Source organism: Cochlodiniinecator piscidefendens (assembly GCF_011326755.1).
GTDB classification, from domain to species: Bacteria; Pseudomonadota; Alphaproteobacteria; order Rhodobacterales; family Rhodobacteraceae; genus Cochlodiniinecator; species Cochlodiniinecator piscidefendens.
On sequence record NZ_JAAOIE010000002.1, the window covers coordinates 743,957 to 760,776 of the forward strand.

General features: G+C 52.5%; 16 protein-coding genes. 7 read left to right on the plus strand and 9 right to left on the minus strand.

Annotated elements, in window-relative coordinates:
• Window positions 1-28: 28 nt before the first annotated feature.
• The 5 genes from G9C99_RS08360 to coaBC are packed head-to-tail and all read right to left on the minus strand — an operon-like array spanning window position 29 to window position 4,436.
• Window positions 29-823, minus strand: a complete 795-nt coding sequence (locus tag G9C99_RS08360; RefSeq protein ID WP_166416986.1) for an amino acid ABC transporter permease — start codon at window positions 821-823, stop codon at window positions 29-31.
• Window positions 824-883: 60 nt separating this feature from the next.
• Window positions 884-1,678, minus strand: a complete 795-nt coding sequence (locus G9C99_RS08365) for a transporter substrate-binding domain-containing protein (RefSeq protein WP_166416987.1) — start codon at window positions 1,676-1,678, stop codon at window positions 884-886.
• 36 nt (window positions 1,679-1,714) lie between these two features.
• A complete protein-coding gene (locus tag G9C99_RS08370; RefSeq protein ID WP_166416988.1) occupies window positions 1,715-2,779 on the minus strand; it encodes a HesA/MoeB/ThiF family protein in 1,065 nt (354 codons plus the stop codon).
• Window positions 2,779-3,243 (minus strand): dUTP diphosphatase, encoded by a 465-nt coding sequence (gene dut, locus G9C99_RS08375; RefSeq protein WP_166416989.1) that lies wholly within the window; start codon window positions 3,241-3,243, stop codon window positions 2,779-2,781. Before dut ends, G9C99_RS08370 begins: the two co-directional genes overlap by 1 nt.
• Entirely contained in the window at window positions 3,240-4,436 is a 1,197-nt protein-coding gene (gene coaBC, locus G9C99_RS08380) for a bifunctional phosphopantothenoylcysteine decarboxylase/phosphopantothenate--cysteine ligase CoaBC (protein ID WP_166416990.1), read from the minus strand. The genes dut and coaBC overlap by 4 nt, the downstream gene beginning before the upstream one ends.
• A 124-nt stretch (window positions 4,437-4,560) precedes the next feature.
• Between coaBC and cobU the strand changes: the two genes are divergently transcribed.
• Genes cobU through G9C99_RS08400 form a run of 4 tightly spaced genes read left to right on the plus strand, consistent with a single transcriptional unit; the run spans window position 4,561 to window position 8,139 of the window.
• Entirely contained in the window at window positions 4,561-5,082 is a 522-nt protein-coding gene (cobU, locus tag G9C99_RS08385) for a bifunctional adenosylcobinamide kinase/adenosylcobinamide-phosphate guanylyltransferase (protein WP_166416991.1), read from the plus strand.
• Entirely contained in the window at window positions 5,079-5,648 is a 570-nt protein-coding gene (locus G9C99_RS08390; RefSeq protein ID WP_166416992.1) for a histidine phosphatase family protein, read from the plus strand. The genes cobU and G9C99_RS08390 overlap by 4 nt, the downstream gene beginning before the upstream one ends.
• Window positions 5,649-5,706: 58 nt before the next feature.
• Entirely contained in the window at window positions 5,707-6,576 is an 870-nt protein-coding gene (locus G9C99_RS08395) for a glutathione S-transferase (protein WP_166416993.1), read from the plus strand.
• A 48-nt stretch (window positions 6,577-6,624) separates the two neighbouring features.
• On the plus strand, window positions 6,625-8,139 hold the full coding sequence (locus G9C99_RS08400) for a YifB family Mg chelatase-like AAA ATPase (protein WP_166416994.1): 1,515 nt from the start codon (window positions 6,625-6,627) through the stop codon (window positions 8,137-8,139).
• On the opposite strand, the gene G9C99_RS08405 is transcribed toward G9C99_RS08400, so the two are convergent.
• The 4 genes from G9C99_RS08405 to rsmI all read right to left on the minus strand — a co-directional run bounded on the left by G9C99_RS08405 (window position 8,105) and on the right by rsmI (window position 11,220).
• Window positions 8,105-9,004, minus strand: a complete 900-nt coding sequence (locus tag G9C99_RS08405) for an alpha/beta hydrolase (protein ID WP_166416995.1) — start codon at window positions 9,002-9,004, stop codon at window positions 8,105-8,107. The genes G9C99_RS08400 and G9C99_RS08405 overlap by 35 nt on opposite strands.
• Window positions 9,001-9,948, minus strand: a complete 948-nt coding sequence (gshB, locus tag G9C99_RS08410; protein ID WP_166417128.1) for a glutathione synthase — start codon at window positions 9,946-9,948, stop codon at window positions 9,001-9,003. Before gshB ends, G9C99_RS08405 begins: the two co-directional genes overlap by 4 nt.
• 64 nt (window positions 9,949-10,012) lie before the next feature.
• On the minus strand, window positions 10,013-10,369 hold the full coding sequence (locus G9C99_RS08415) for a YraN family protein (protein WP_166416996.1): 357 nt from the start codon (window positions 10,367-10,369) through the stop codon (window positions 10,013-10,015).
• Window positions 10,366-11,220, minus strand: coding sequence for a 16S rRNA (cytidine(1402)-2'-O)-methyltransferase (rsmI, locus tag G9C99_RS08420; RefSeq protein WP_166416997.1), 855 nt, complete (start codon window positions 11,218-11,220; stop codon window positions 10,366-10,368). Before rsmI ends, G9C99_RS08415 begins: the two co-directional genes overlap by 4 nt.
• 108 nt (window positions 11,221-11,328) lie before the next feature.
• Between rsmI and G9C99_RS08425 the strand changes: the two genes are divergently transcribed.
• From G9C99_RS08425 to murJ, 3 genes are read left to right on the plus strand one after another with little or no spacing between them, the layout of a single operon-like run.
• Complete coding sequence (locus G9C99_RS08425; RefSeq protein ID WP_166416998.1) at window positions 11,329-12,504, plus strand: penicillin-binding protein activator; 1,176 nt, start codon at window positions 11,329-11,331, stop codon at window positions 12,502-12,504.
• Between the two features lie 40 nt (window positions 12,505-12,544).
• Window positions 12,545-15,280 carry a [protein-PII] uridylyltransferase gene (locus G9C99_RS08430; protein WP_407926011.1) on the plus strand — a complete coding sequence of 912 codons (2,736 nt, stop codon included), beginning with the start codon at window positions 12,545-12,547 and terminating at the stop codon, window positions 15,278-15,280.
• Window positions 15,277-16,809, plus strand: coding sequence for a murein biosynthesis integral membrane protein MurJ (gene murJ / locus G9C99_RS08435; protein WP_166416999.1), 1,533 nt, complete (start codon window positions 15,277-15,279; stop codon window positions 16,807-16,809). The genes G9C99_RS08430 and murJ overlap by 4 nt, the downstream gene beginning before the upstream one ends.
• Window positions 16,810-16,820: the final 11 nt, after the last annotated feature.

Sequence of the window (16,820 nt, forward strand, 5' to 3'; positions counted from 1 at the left end):
GTGCTTAGGGCAGAATGTTCCAGTCACATCAGGGATATTTGGCGCGCATTTTCTGTTCAACCTTACCCAGAAGCAGCGAAAGCGTGACGGTCATCATCAGATAGTAAAGAGCAACCACATTGTAGGTTTCGAAATACCGAAAATTGCCGGCCGCCGTAACTTTGCCGATTTGGGTTATGTCATAGACACCAAGAACCGAAACAAGCGAGCTGTCTTTGATCATCGCCACAAAATCATTGCCCATTGGGGGCATAATCGTGCGGATTGCCTGCGGAAAAATAATGTGACGAAAGCGATACCAGCCCGACAGCCCTAATGCCTTGGCGGCTTCGACTTGGCCCGGATCAACGGACAAAAGCCCTGCACGGAAAACCTCAGCAATGAAGGCTGAATACGCCAAGGTGAGTGCCATAACCGCGCGCCACAACAGAGGAAAATCGCGGGTGCGGATGGGATCAAACCCTAAGGATTCAGCAATCCAGTTCCACGCATAAACCAGCCCCGGCGCGACAACGAAAGCGATATACAAAAGCAAGACAAGGATCGGAATGCCGCGCATAATTTCGATGTATAATCGCGCGAGTTGACGTAGAACAATAAACCGCGACAGCGTTGCTACCGCCAAGGCCAAACCAATCAGCGACGCAAAGGTAAATCCGATCAACGTCACAAGGATCGTCACCCCTACCCCGCGCACAAGTTTGTCTGCCACATCGGTATAAAGCTCATCCGTTAGAATACGCCCCCACATGGCGATTGTCAGAAGAACAATTGCCACCAACCAATAGGGAAAGTCTTTTTTCGTATGGGAAGAAGGATGCATATGCGGTCCACGCAATTGCGCCCCAGCCAAAGCCGGGGCGTTAAAGTCGTACCTGAGGCGTTATTGGCCCAGATTGTATTCGAGGAACCAACGTGTGTTTAGCTCATCAATTGTGCCATCTGCCTGCATTGCAGCAATGGCTTCGTTAAACGGGTCAACAAGGTCAGAGCCTTTGGGGAAAATAAACCCAAAATCCTCAGTCCCAAGTGGGGAACCAACGATTTTCAAACCACCATCGCTTGAGGCGACATAACCGTTACCGGCCGTGCCATCCGTAAGCGCGAGGTCAACATCGCCTGTGCGCAAGGCCTGAACCGCCGCACCAAAGGTTTCAAACAAACGCATACGCGGATTGGCCTCATCCCCGTCAAGCACATCATAAATGCCAACGTAGAAAGGAGTTGTCCCCGGCTGTGCGCCGATCAACAAATCATCGTCAGCCGCAAAACTGGCCGCATCATCAAAGCGTGTTTCATCGCCACGTACCAGCATCACCATTTCGGAGCGCATGTAAGCGTCGGAAAAATCAACAACTTCGGCGCGGTCTTCGCGGATGGTGATCCCGGTCATGCCCATGTCAAACTGACCTTGAGAAACCGCAGCAATCATCGCGTCCCAGCTGATGTTTTCATAAACAACAGTGATATTCAGGCGCTCAGCGATTTCGACCATCGCATCATATTCCCAGCCGATCGCAGCGTTCGAAGCCGGGTCAATAAATTGCAGTGGCGGGTATGCATTTTCAGTAACAACCACAACTTCGCGGCCTTCAAGGTCAGGCAAATGCCCATCAGCAAGAGCAGCGGTGGCGGTTAGACCGGCGAATGTCGCGGCCATAAGTGTAATCATTTTCATTGTGTAGTCTCCCTGTCACAAAGACGAATGGCGCAACTATGACGGCTCTGTAACAGGTTGCAAGCGCTGTTGACAAATTGGGCAATCTTTACGCGGTTTTAGATGAATTTGGCGGGTTTCGCTATAGAGCGCATCATAGATCAGCATGGTGTTTGTCAATGATGACCCAGCTGGCGCGATATATTTCACGGCCTCAACCGCCATCATGGACCCGATCACACCCGGAAGCGGCCCCAGAACCCCTGCTTCGGCGCAGCTCGGCGCGAGATGGCTGGCAGGCGCTTCGGGGAAAATACATTGATAGCAAGGGGTTCCGTTGGCCGGGTCATACAGGCTGATCTGACCTTCCCACTGGGTCAAAGCGGCGGCGATCAAAGGTTTATTGAGCTGCGAACAGACCTTATTCACCAAATAGCGGGTGTCAAAATTATCGGTGCCATCCAAGACCAGATCGTATTCTGCAATCAATTCGAGGGCTTGATCCTCAGACAGGCGCGTTTGGTAGGGCTTCACGGTGATAAAAGGGTTCAGCGCACGCATCCGGTTGGCGGCAGAGTGGACTTTGGGCTGGTCAATTGTTGTGTCATCGTGGATCACCTGACGTTGCAGATTGCTGTGATCGACCACATCATCATCAACAACACCAATGGTCCCAACACCAGCTGCGGCCAGATACATCAAGGCAGGTGATCCCAACCCGCCAGCCCCGACGACCAGAACGCGAGACAGTTTCAGGCGTTTTTGCCCTGCCCCACCTATTTCACGCAGAATGATATGGCGCGCATAGCGTTCGACCTCTGCGTCTGATAGTTTATCGGTTGGCTCAGATATTGGCGCTTCGTCAGGGGCAACGCGGCGCTTAACGCGCTTGAGCAAAGCAACATAACCTGCTATCGCCAGACCGACACCACCGGCCACAACCCATTCGCCCAATGTCCCGCCGAAGGTCAGGCGCAGACTGCTGTCCTCTGGCAGAACCACAAGCGCGAGAACGATACCTAGATACAGCATCAGTATCATATAGAACCGCATACGCATCGGCGCACCGGTCATCATCCCAACACCAAACAGTATGGCTGAGGCAAAGACAAAAAAGCCCATCAGTTTCGTCCTGTTGACCCAAAACCACCAGCGCCACGATCGGTGTCACTTAGATCTTCTGTAAGGTTGAAGCGCGCCTGAAGAACGGGTGCAACAACCATCTGTGCAATCCGGTCGCCGTGGTTGATTTGAAACGACTCGGCCCCCGTATTCAGGATAATCACCCCCAACGGGCCGCGATAATCGCTGTCAATTGTCCCCGGAGCATTGGGTAGCGTGATGCCATGCTTTAGCGCAAGACCAGAACGCGGGCGGATTTGCACCTCATACCCATGGGGGATTTCAATCCGCAGCCCTGTGGGGATGAGCGCACGCCCACCACTGGCTATTGTCACACCATCGCGCGCGTCAGGGCCAAAATTTGCGCGAAGATCAGCGCCAGCCGCACCGGGGGTTTCGTAGGTCGGCAGGCCAAGCGATCTGTCTGCGGCGTCCAACCATGCAAAAGAAACGGTCACAGTCATGCCAAAGCATCCGATATCGCCTGCGCCAGTTTTTGCGCGACTTGGTCTTTCGTCATACGAGGCCAGTTTTGGGCGTCATTGGCGGTAATGACAGTGACATCATTTTCGCTACCACCCATAATTCCGGTTTCTGGCGACACATCATTGGCGACAATCCAATCACAGCCTTTGCGCGCGCGTTTGGCTGTCGCGTTAGCAATGACATCATCGGTTTCCGCCGCAAAGCCCACAACCAACTCTGGTCGTCCTTTGGCCATTTGGGACACGGTTGCCAAAATGTCCGGGTTTTCGGCAAAGGTGAGGCTTGGCAAACTGCCTGATCCATCCTTTTTCATTTTGCTTGTCGCTTCGGTTGCGACACGCCAATCCGCAACAGCCGCTGCAAACACAGCGCCATCTGCGGGCAAGGCAGTCTCAACCGCTGATAACATTTCGCGGGCGGTTTGGACTTTGACCACTTTAACGCCAACCGGTGGGGCTACATCAGCCGGGCCAGTCACAAAGGTGACTTGCGCCCCAAGCGTCAACAACGCCCGCGCAATCGCACTGCCCTGCGCCCCTGAAGAGCGATTGGCGATGTAACGCACCGGATCAATCGGTTCATGGGTTGGGCCAGACGTCACCAGAATGTGTTTTCCCGCCAAAGGACCATCCACAAAAGCCGCATCAATCGCCGCGACAATCTCCAAAGGCTCCGCCATGCGACCAAACCCATATTCACCGCAGGCCATGTCACCCTCGTTCGGGCCGACACATAACACGCCGTCACCCGTGAGGGTTTTTAGGTTGCGTTGGGTCGCGGGGTGTTCCCACATCCGTACATTCATCGATGGTGCAATCAACACCCGCTTGTCTGTTGCCATCAACAGTGTTGAGGCCAAATCATTGGCGTGGCCATGCACCATTTTCGCCATGAGGTCTGCCGTTGCTGGGGCGACCACCACAAGGTCCGCCGCGCGTGACAATTCGATATGGCCCATTTCAGCCTCATCCGTCAGATCAAACAGATCACGATACACCTTTTGCGCCGCGAGCGCCGAGACAGACAAGGGTGTGACGAATTCTTCGCTGGCCTTTGTCAAAACCGGGGTCACGCTTGCGCCACGTTCACGCAGACGTCGCATAAGATCGAGCGCCTTAAACGCCGCGATCCCGCCGCCGATGATCAAAAGAATGCGTTTGCCTTGCAGCATGAGCCTGCCTTTCGTTAGATACCCAAGGTTTAGGGCCGCGCGCAGGTTGATACAAGGCATCAGTTTTTACGTGCGCCAATGCGACCCGCCTGCTACCAAAAACAAAATACCAAAGGACGACCCCATGCTTCCTTCTCTTTCATTGGTTATTGGCGGCGCCGCGTCAGGAAAATCACGTTACGCCGAAGAGTTGGTGATCGCGACAGAACGCCCGCGCGTTTATATTGCCACGGCGCAAGTCTATGATGATGAAATGCAGGCGAAGGTCGATAAACATCTGGTGCAACGCGGCCCAGATTGGCGCACGATTGAGGCCCCTTTTGATCTAACCGACGCGCTTCAAAGTGCAAGCGCACGCGAGGTTGTCCTGTTAGATTGCGCAACGCTTTGGCTCACCAATCATTTGCTCGCGGAGCATGACTTGAGGGCGCAAGAGGCCCACCTGATGGCGGCCCTCACGACCTGCGCGGCCCCGGTTGTGATTGTCAGCAACGAAGTTGGTGCAGGGATTGTGCCCGAAAACGCTTTGTCGCGCCGGTTTCGCGAAGCGCAAGGCGGGTTAAATCAACGGTTGGCTGCAACGGCTGATTTGGTTGTGACAGTGATGGCTGGGCTTCCTTTGGTGTTAAAGGGTGCATTGAAATGACAACCTGGTGGTGGGTGCGCCACGGGCCAACGCATCGCAAAGATATGATTGGCTGGACCGATGCCCCTGCGGATTTGACAGACACAGATCGACTATCGGCACTAAAGACGTTTTTGCCTTCAGGTGCGCCCGTTGTATCGTCCGACCTGATCCGCGCGGTTGATACAGCATCAGGATTTCAAGGAACACGGCACCGCCTGCCCCATACCCCGAATTTACGCGAAATCCACTTTGGGGATTGGGAAGCGCGGCATTTCGCGGACATTGATCAAACCGACGGCGCGTTGATCCGGCAGTTTTGGGAAACGCCGGGCGCCGTGCGCGCCCCAAATGGCGAAAGCTGGGATGATCTATGCAGCCGTGTGAATGGGTTTGTTGACAGGATGGCCCATCATAAACACGTGATTGCCGTCGCGCATATGGGGGTTATCCTGACGCAAGTTCAACGCGCGCGTGGTGTTGGTGCATACGACGCTCTTGGCCAAAAAATTGAAAATTTTTCGGTCACAAAGCTCAGATTGGACGGCGCAACTGCCCGCGCTGAGTTGATCAATCATCATCCCTGATCAGGCTCTTCAAAAATTATCATTATTCACACCCAGTTTGCCGCGCTAAGTTGCGAACATGACTTATCAATTATTTATTGGCGATCGCGCCTATTCGAGTTGGTCGCTGCGCGGCTGGTTGTTGTTTGAACGCTTTGGCATCCCGGTTTCGACCACGATGGTTGATTTCAGCGATGAAAAAAGTTGGGAACAGGTCAAGGGTTTTGCCCCTGCGCGCACTGTTCCGACCCTGATCACCCCTGAGGGGGCAGTTGTTTCGGAATCCATCGCAATCGCGGAAGAGTTGGCATCGCGCCATCCCGAAGCAGGCGTCTGGCCCGTTGATCCCAAAGCCCGCGCCGTTGCGCGTACACTGACCGCTGAGATGCATGCAGGCTTTGGCGCGCTGCGTGAAATGTGCCCGATGAATTTGCGGGTCGCATATACGGATTTCACCCCAAATGATGCGGTGGTTGCGGATTTGCGGCGGCTTGATTTAATTTGGGATCATGCCCGGCAGGCCAAGATCGGCGACGGACCTTGGTTATTGGGGGATTACAGTGCGGCGGATGCATTTTTTGCCCCTGTCGCGGCGCGCATTGCTGGGTATGGGCTGCGGGTCTCTCCTTCTGCACAGGCCTATGTTGATGCACATTTGTCAGACCTTGCGTTCAGACGCTGGCGCGCTATGGGTTTAGTACGCGGGGAAGATTTACCATGGTATCGCCGCGATTTTGCAAAAGGGTCGTGGCCCGGCCCAGAGCCGATGACAGCGCAAATTGCAAACGGCCCATCTGAAAACGCCACCTGCCCCTATTCGGGCGATCCATCAGTTGATTTCCTAACAATTGAGGGACGTGTTTTTGGGTTTTGCAATCCGTTTTGTCGCGACAAGACCATGGCCGATCCAGCTGCTTGGCCCGCGTTTATGAAGATTTACCAATCGTAAACTATTTCTGCGTTAACCATTAATACATTGGTTAACGCAGGAAACATTATGGTCGCCCGCGCCTATACAGTCGCATTTGATGGAATAGAGGCCCGCACGGTCGAGGTGCAATGCGCGGTGGCACCGGGTCTGCCGGCCTTTAATGTCGTGGGTTTACCGGACAAAGCTGTAACCGAAGCCAAAGAACGGGTGCGCGCGGCGCTTTCTTCAATGGCCATCGCTCTGCCCTCAAAACGCATTACAATCAACCTATCGCCTGCGGATCTCCCCAAAGAGGGATCACATTTTGATCTGCCCATCGCGCTGGCCTTGCTTGCTGCGATCGACATTATTCCCGCAGATCAAATCGAAAGCACTGTCGCCTTGGGGGAACTTTCCCTTGATGGAAAGCTGATTAAAGTTGTCGGCGCGTTGCCTGCCGCGATGACAGCTGCAGCAGAAGATCGCGCGCTGTTGTGCCCAAAGGCTTGTGGCGCGGAAGCCGCTTGGGTCGGTGCAACACAAGTGTTGGCAGCGGGAACACTGACCGAGGTTCTGCAACATTACACTGGTCAAAACCGCCTGATAGCGGCTGATCCCGGCGAAATTGAACGCCCCCCCGTCGTCAAAGATTTGCGAGAAGTAAAAGGGCAAGAGCGGGCCAAACGCGCGTTGGAAATTGCGGCAGCAGGTCGGCATCATATCTTAATGATCGGATCCCCCGGTTCGGGAAAATCTATGCTTGCGGCACGGTTGCCAGGCATATTACCCCAAATGACCGCAGCAGAGGCATTGGAAACCTCGATGGTGCATTCATTGTCTGGCCTTCTTGATGACAGCGGCATTTCACGCACGCGCCCCTTTCGAGAACCACATCACACCGCATCAATGCCTGCAATTGTTGGCGGAGGACGCGGCGCCAAACCGGGCGAAATATCACTGGCCCACAATGGCGTGTTGTTCATGGACGAATTCCCCGAATACAATCGGTCTGTACTGGAAACACTACGACAGCCCATTGAAACGGGCGATGTTGTTGTAGCGCGCGCAAATGCCCATGTGCGCTACCCCAGCAGGTTCATGTTGGTGGCAGCGGCCAATCCCTGTAAATGTGGTTATATGGCAGACCCTGCGCGTGCTTGCGCACGTGTTCCGCAATGTGGGGACGATTACCTTGGGCGTATTTCTGGGCCACTAATGGACCGGTTTGATTTACGGATCGAAGTCCCACCTGTCGCCTATTCTGATCTAGACTTACAGGAAAGCGGCGAGAGCTCAGAAACAGTCGCGCAACGGGTGCAAGCAGCGCGAGATATCCAAACAGATAGATACGCCGATCACCCAAACGCCCGCGTCAATGCGGATATCGAAGGATCATTGTTGGAGGAGGTTGCAACGCCACAACCAGATGCAAAAAACTTATTGAGAACGGTTGCTGAGCGCTTTGGCCTTTCGGCCCGCGGTTACCACCGCGTGTTAAGAGTTGCCCGCACAATCGCCGATTTAGAGGGAAGCGAGCACATCGAAAAACCACACATCGCAGAGGCCGTTAGCTATCGGATTTTGTCGGCGCAACAGAGTTAATGAAATCGGCCATACGCTGCAAAGCGCACCGCGCCTCAGGAAGGTAGCCATCAAATAGTGGCCAGACGTGAGGCATATTCGGCCAAATATCCTCGGTCACTGGCACACCAAACTCATGTAGCCGGGCGGTCATCCTTTGACTGTCACTGCTCAGAATTTCACTGCTGGACCATTGTAAAAACACAGGGGGAGCATTGGGAAAATCCGCAAACAAAGGTGATACTTCAGGCACAGTTGCATCCCCTGCCCCCAAAACCAAATCCCGAAGGAATTCGCTACGATCCGGTGGAAAAATCACGTCAGACTTAGCATTTTCGGCCAAGGTCGCGCCCGACAATGTGAGATCTGTCCATGGGGACATTAGGACCACAGCCGCTGGGGTAATATTTTGCGAGCTTAATGCCGCCAACAGGCGCAACGCCAACCCGCCACCTGCACTATCACCGCATAGAATGATATCTTCGGCTTTGTACCCTAATCCTTGTAAGCGCGCAAAAGCTGCCTTGGCATCGTCGAGCCCAGCGCTAAGTGGGTTTTCAGGCGCAAGTCGATAGGTTGGCAGATATGCCCGCGTTCTGGTTAACTTACATAACCGTGCAACCATCGCGCTGTGGGTTCTTGGAGAGCCCGCAAAATACCCACCACCATGCAAATATAAAATAACGCGACGTGGCGTTGGGCGACCGCACGACACCCAAGAACCACTACTGGAATGCGACAAAACACTATACGGCGGCGGTTTGGCAAAACGTCCCGCAAACCATTCAAACAGCCTGCGGGATCGTTGCGGATTATGTTCACGTTTCAACTGGGGCTTCACCAAATAGCGTAACCCCGAATTAATCAGCGAAAGTTGCCAGCTCATGCTGTGGCTTTGCGTGCCTCGATGGCCTGCCAGATTTTTTCAGCGATATTCGTGCCATCAAAGCGTTCAAGCTCTTGAATCCCTGTTGGCGACGTCACGTTGATTTCGGTCAGGTAGTCGCCAATGACATCAATCCCAACAAAAATCTGACCCTTTTCTCGCAACAGTGAACCGATGGCCGCACAAATTTCTTTGTCGCGTTCGGTTAAGCCAATTTTCTCAGGGCGGCCGCCAACATGCATGTTTGACCGAGTTTCACCTGCGGCAGGCACGCGATTAATTGCCCCTACCGGTTCACCATCTACAAGGATAATACGTTTATCACCTTTGGAAACATCAGGCAGGAATTGCTGTGCGATCAACGGCTCGTTGTTGATGCCTGTAAACAGCTCATGGAGGGAGGCAATATTGCGATCCCCTTTGGCCAACTTAAAGACACCAGCGCCGCCGTTACCGTAAAGCGGCTTCAGGATCATATCACCGTATTTCTCTTGAAACGCCTTCAGCGTATCAATGTCACGCGCGATTGTCGTTGGCGGCGTAAGTTCGGGGAAATCTAGCACCAAGAGTTTTTCCGGGTAATTACGAATCCAGAACGGATCATTCACAACCAATGTCTCAGGATGAATGCGATCCAGCAGATGAGTATACGTGATATACCCCATGTCGAATGGCGGGTCTTGGCGAATCCAAACGACATCCCAGTCCGCAAGGTCAACTTCGATCTCTTCGCCTAACGTAAAATGATTGCCTTCTTCGCGGCGTACGGTCAAAGGCCAGCCGCGCGCTGTAATACGACCTGTTTGATAGGCCAATTTATCAGGCGTGTAGTAAAACAGTTCGTGACCGCGTGCTTGGGCTTCTTCAGCGATGCGAAATGAACTGTCCGCGTTGATATCTATCGGACCAATTGGATCCATTTGGATGGCGACTTTCAACGGCATATGCATAATTCCCCTCGTTCTGCTGTCTTTTAAATGGAGGATACGACCAGAGTGTCAATGGGTTTCACCCCAACCCAAAGGCGTTTTCGAGAATTTGCACCTGACCATGAACATCAACCAAAGCAGCATCAAAGCGCATCGGTGTTGCCAAGCCCAAAGGTTCGGACCCGATAAATTCTTCTGCGCTGGCATAAATCCGCCCGATTTGATGCGCAGACAAAGCGGCGGCAGCCTGTTCAAAGCTTTTAGATTTTTTCACCTCAACAAATACGATTTCATCGCCTTTCTGGAAGATGAGATCAATTTCACCGCCTGCACCGCGCCACCGTTCAGCCCTAAGCATAAATCCCTGATCAACATAAAGCCGGGTCACGGCCTCTTCGGCCGCCAACCCTGAAAGATATGAGGTCTTGCCACTCATTCCTTTTCCAGATCGAGGGCGGCCTGGTAGACTTTGCGGCGCGGAATTTTTAGTGCACCCGACACCGCAGCAACCGCATCCTTCATCGACATGGATTGCAATGCTTCGCGCAGCGCGCCTTCCATATCGTCAGCTTGATCGACCTCTCCGCGTTCACGGTCAATCAGCAAAACGATTTCACCTTTGACACTGCGTTCTTCGAATTGCTCGGCTAAGTCTGCCAAAGAGCCCCGTGCGACTTCCTCAAATTTTTTGGTAATTTCCCGGCAAACCGCGGCTTCGCGTGCCGGACCAAATGTTTCAGCCGCTTGTTTTAACGTGTCTTTGATCCGCTTTGGCGATTCATAAAGAACCAAGGTTGCGTTGACTTCTTTAAGTTCTTCCAAAAAAACAGCGCGGGCGTTTTTCGCGTTGGGGGAAAAACCGGCAAACATAAATTTATCTGTCGCCAGCCCCCCAATTGTCAGTGCAGCGATCACAGCGGATGGCCCCGGTGCAGAGGTGACGGAATGACCTGCATCGATCACAGCCCGCGACAACGCATAGCCAGGGTCAGCAACCAAAGGTGTCCCCGCCTCTGATGCATAGGCCACAGATTTTCCTTCAGCCAATGCCTGAAGCAACTTGGGGCGGGCCTGAGGGCCATTTTGATCATGGTATGAAATGACATTGCGATCCCCGAGAGGAACACCATGAATGTCCAGAAGACGACGCAAGCTACGCGTATCTTCTGCCGCGATAACATCCGCAGAGGCCAATGTATCCAGCGCACGTAATGTGATGTCGCGAGCGGTTCCAATTGGGGTCGCAACAAAGTAGAGACCCGGGGCCAAGTTGATTTTCTGATACATCCCGTTGTCTTTCCTGCGTCTTTGACTCAGCGACTCGTTTACACTTCACTGATGAAAGCCTATTCTGCGCCCTTAATGTCTGCCCCCGAATAGGAGCCACACGAGCCCATGTTTAACGTATTGAGTCGCGCCCGCAAGATACCGGGTCATCTGTTTGCCTTTTTGTTTGTCATGCTCGCCGTGGCCTGCCAGCCCGTGACGACCAGTCAAAACGGCCCTTCGATCAACACAGATCGCCCTGTACCAGTCGCGCTTTTGGTTCCAGCAGGTTCCGGAAATGCGGGATACACCTCACTTGCCCAAAGTTTGGAAAACGCAGCCCGTTTGGCTATTTCTGATTTGGACGGCGCACAGATCGATCTTCGTGTTTACTCAACTGCGGGGAATGCGGATCAAGCTGCCGCCGTTGCCATGCAAGCGGTCAATGATGGTGCAAAAATCATTCTTGGCCCAGTTTTTGCAGACGCTGCCAACGCTGCCGGTGTTGCTGTAGCAAATCGCAACATCAACGTTCTCGCTTTTTCAAATAATACTGAGATCGCTGGTGGAAACGTTTTTGTGTTGGGTAACACCTTTGAAAATACTGCGAACCGCCTCGTTCAATATGGCACCAGCCAAGGGCGCAGCAATATTTATATTGTCCATGGCAACGATACCGCTGAGCAAATTGGCCGTGACGCCATTGCAACGGCCGTTCGTAATTCTGGGGCAACATTGGCAGGTGTTGCAGGATTTGAGTTATCTCAAACAGCACTGGTACAAGCCATTCCTACAATCGCACGCGAAGTACGCTCTACCGGCGCCGATACAGTTTTCTTTACCTCAGGCACAGATGGCGCACTACCGCTGCTGACCCAATTGCTGAGCGAGAACGGAGTAAGCACCGAAACAGCCCAGTTTGTGGGTTTGCGTCGTTTTGACGTCCCGGCTGCTGCGATTTCCCTTCCGGGTATTCAAGAAGGCCTGTTTGCTATCCCAGACCCACAAATGGCAGCCCTGTTCCGGTCACGCTATGAAGCCGCCTTTGCAGAAGCTCCGCATCCAATTGCTGGACTTGCCTATGACGGGATTGCCGCCATTGGTGCATTGATCAATGCTGGTCAACAAGACGCCCTTACAACAACTGCACTAACCCAAGGTTCGGGTTTTGTCGGTGTCAGCGGTATTTTCCGCCTGCGCACAGATGGTGCAAATGAACGTGGCCTCGCGGTCGCAACAATTCGCGATAATCAGGTGGTTCAACTTGACCCTGCTCCCCGACGCTTTGGCGGCGCTGGCTTCTAATCCAGCAAAAACCGTAAAACCAATTCTAGAGCCGGGTGGAATGATCTGCCCGACTCTAGATATTTTTGACCATGATGCAGTTATGGCCGACCTGCTTGAAAAGCTGCATAGCGTCGATGGCCATAAATCAGCCCGCCAAGAAACTGTATTGGTTTTAAAAGCAGCGCAAAAATCAGGTTTTAGGGCCATAAAAACGGCGTTTGCAAATGATCCGCACAACGCAAGAGGTGTAACGCGCGCACAAACCTATCTAACCGATAGCATCGTTGGGGTTATCCATTTTATCGCGACCGAGGTTTTACACCCGATTTCAGTGCCAACTGAAAGTGAACGTATCGCACTTTTGGCAGTTGGCGGTTATGGCCGTGCAGAAATGGCCCCGCATTCCGACGTCGACCTGTTATTCCTAACGCCTTATAAGATTACCCCATGGGCCGAAAGCGTCATCGAAAGCATGCTATATATGCTTTGGGATCTGAGGCTGAAGGTCGGTCATGCTAGCCGCACTGTCGCGGATTGCCTCACATTGGGTCGCGAAGATTATACCATCCGCACAGCGTTGCTTGAGCATCGTTTTCTAGCCGGATATACCCCACTCGCCCACGATCTCGGGGAACAGCTGCGCGAACACCTGTTTAAAAACACCGCCTCTGACTTTATCGAGGCAAAGCTAAAAGAACGCGATGCTCGGCATGAAAAACAAGGAGGCCAGCGTTATGTTGTTGAGCCAAACGTCAAAGAGGGCAAAGGCGGCTTACGCGATCTTCAGTCGCTCTTTTGGATCGCGAAATATTTATATCAGGTTCAGGAAATCGAAGAGCTGGTCGCACTTGGTGTGTTCCGCCAAGAGGAATACGACCAATTCCATCTGGCTGAAACCTTCCTCTGGGCTGTGCGCAGTCACCTTCATTTTGTGACGAACCGCCCTGTTGATCAGCTGACTTTCGACATGCAAGTCGAAGTCGCAGACCGCATGAACTACACAGATAGTGCTGGACGGCGTGGCGTAGAATTTTTCATGCAGGACTATTTTCGACATGCCACACATGTCGGCGAACTTACCCGCATTTTCTTAACCTCCCTTGAGGCCAGCCACGTGAAAAAGGCACCCTCAATTCTCGGCTTTTTCAAACGACGCAAAAGGTTGAAAAAGGGATATAAGCTCATACAAAATCGACTAGCAATCGTCGATAATGACGCATTTCTGGAAGAAAAACTAAATCTTCTGCGGGTCTTTGAAGAAGGATTGCGTACCGGATATCTTATTCATCCAGATGCTATGCGGCTTGTATCCGCAAATCTGCATTTGATTGACGATGAAATGCGCCAAGACAAAGAAGCGATACGCATCTTTCACGATCTTCTGCTAAAACATGGTAATCCTGAACGCGCCCTGCGTCGGATGAATGAACTGGGCGTTTTGTCGGCTTTCATTCCAGAATTTGAACCCATCGTCGCGATGATGCAATTCAACATGTATCATCACTACACCGTGGATGAGCATACGATTCAGTGTATTTCGACACTTGCGCAAATCGAACGCAGTGAGCTTGTCGAAGAATTGCCTGTCGCGTCGGGTATTCTGACCGATGGACTGAATCGTAAGGTTCTCTATACCGCGCTATTGCTGCACGACATTGGCAAGGGCCGCCCCGAAGACCATTCCATCTTAGGCGCGCGCATTGCCAAAAAAATCGCACCAAGGCTCGGGCTGAAAAATAATGAATGCGAAACGGTTGAGTGGCTGGTGCGCATGCATTTGGTTATGTCTGACGTCGCCCAAAAGCGTGATATTTCTGATCCTCGCACTGTGCGGGATTTCGCAAAAGCCGTCAAAAGCAAAGCGCGGCTAGATTTGCTAACAGTATTGACCGTCTGCGATATTCGCGGCGTAGGCCCCGGAACGTGGAACAACTGGAAAGCCATGCTCATCCGTCGCCTGTATGCGGAAACCGCAGAAGTTCTTGAAAATGGGATGGAAGCATTCAACGCAAAAACGCGCAGCACAGAGGCACGAAAATCATTACGTGATGCACTGGCCAACTGGGATAAAAAGGATCTGCGCACCGAAACCGCACGCCATTATGATCCTTATTGGCAGGGGCTACATACATCCCAGCACATGATTTTTGCAGAGATGTTGCGCGATTTGGGCACAGACGAAATCCGTATGGATGTCAAACCTGATTTGGATCGTGACGCAACGCAGGCCGCCTTTGTTATGTCAGATCACCCAGGCATGTTTTCGCGATTGGCCGGCGCGTTGGCGTTGGTAGGTGCCAACGTCGTTGATGCGCGAACCTATACGTCAAAAGATGGCTATGCGACCGCCGTATTTTGGGTGCAAGACAGCGACGGCAGCCCTTATGATCAAGAACGCCTGCCACGCCTGCGCCAGATGATTGATAAAACTTTGAACGGTGAAGTGGTGGCGCGCGACGCATTAAAATCACGTGATAAAATCAAGAAACGCGAGCGTGAATTCCGCGTTCCAACCTCTATTACGTTTGATAATGATGGGTCAGAAATCTATACTATCATCGAAGTGGACACGCGGGATCGCCCCGGCCTTTTGTATGATCTCGCCCGCAGTTTTGCCCAATCCAATATTTATATTGCATCTGCCGTCATCGCCACCTACGGCGAACAAGTCGTGGATACTTTTTACGTCAAAGATATGTTTGGCCTGAAATTTTATTCCGAAGGCAAACAAAAAACCATCGAAAACCGCCTGCGCGAAGCCATTCAGCAAGGTGTTGAAAGGGCTATGGCATGAAATTACTCAGTGGTGTGTTTACGGTTGGATTTTGGACCCTTGCCAGCCGCATCCTTGGGTTTGTTCGTGACGTTCTGATTGCGGGTTATCTTGGCACTGGCGTAGGGCATCAGGCCTTTGTCGCTGCATTCACCCTACCCAATTTGTTCCGTCGGTTTTTTGCCGAAGGCGCATTCAACATGGCCTTCGTGCCGATGTTTTCAAAAAAACTAGAAGCAGACGAAGACCCATTAGGGTTTGCTCGAGATGCCTTTGCGGCATTGGGTACGATACTGATCATTCTCACTGTGATTGCACAATTGATCATGCCGTGGCTTATCTGGGCACAAGTATCAGGTTTTGACGGGGAAAAATTTGACCTCGCGGTGGCCTTTGGTAGAATTGCCTTCCCTTATATCTTCTTCATCTCTCTGGCTGCTTTGCTATCAGGTGTGCTTAATTCTGCCGGGCGGTTTGCCGCTGCTGCTGCTGCCCCTGTGTTGTTAAACTTATTGTTCATTGGCGCGATTGGCCTCGCGGTATTGATGGGTTGGGATATTGGTTACGCGATTATTTGGACAGTCCCAGTTGCGGGTGTTGCACAGATGGCTTTGGTTTGGGTCGCGGCAAAACGTGCGGGCTTTCCTTTAGTTCCCAGACGCCCCCGTTGGACACCCGAACTTAAACGCTTGGTCCTGATTGCAGGCCCCGCCGTGCTGACCGGTGGTGTGGTGCAAATCAACCTAATTGTAGGGCGCCAGGTCGCCAGCTATTACGACAATGCAATCAGCTGGCTCTACAACGCAGATCGGCTTTATCAATTACCGTTGGGCGTCGTGGGTATTGCTATTGGTATTGTCCTGTTACCAGAGTTATCACGGCGACTTAAGGCGGCGGATCATACCGGCGGGCGCGAAGCCCTAAGTCGTGCAGCGGAAATGGCATTAATCCTCACGCTTCCCTCTGCTGTAGCACTGGTTGTCATGCCCGTCGAATTGGTCTCTGTTTTGTTCGAACGGGGCGCATTCACTTCAAAAGATAGCGAAGCCACCGGGTTTGCCGTGATGATCTATGGTTTAGGCCTACCTGCCTTTGTCATGCAAAAGGTACAGCAACCCCTGTTCTTTGCCCGTGAAAACACAAAGACGCCGTTTCACTATGCGATTGTGGCGATGATCCTTAATGCGGTGATTGCAATCGGGTTATCACCTTTTATTGGCTATATCGCAGCTGCAATTGCAACGACGACCTCCGCCTGGATCATGGTGCTTTTGCTATGGTTTGGATCACGTTCCATGGGCGATGTCGCACGGTTTGACACCCGGTATCACACGCGCTGGTGGCGCATCCTGATCGCATCTTTACTCATGGGCGGGGCAATTTTAGCGGTCAAACACCCAATGGCAGCATTTTTTGACATGAATGGCTGGCGCTATCTAGCTATGACGATACTTATTCTATTTGGCATTGCCACATTTGCGATTTTTGCCCAGCTGATTGGGGCTTTCAACATCCGTGATTTTAAAGCGGCGGTAAAGGGGCGCGCATAGCGCCCCATTCA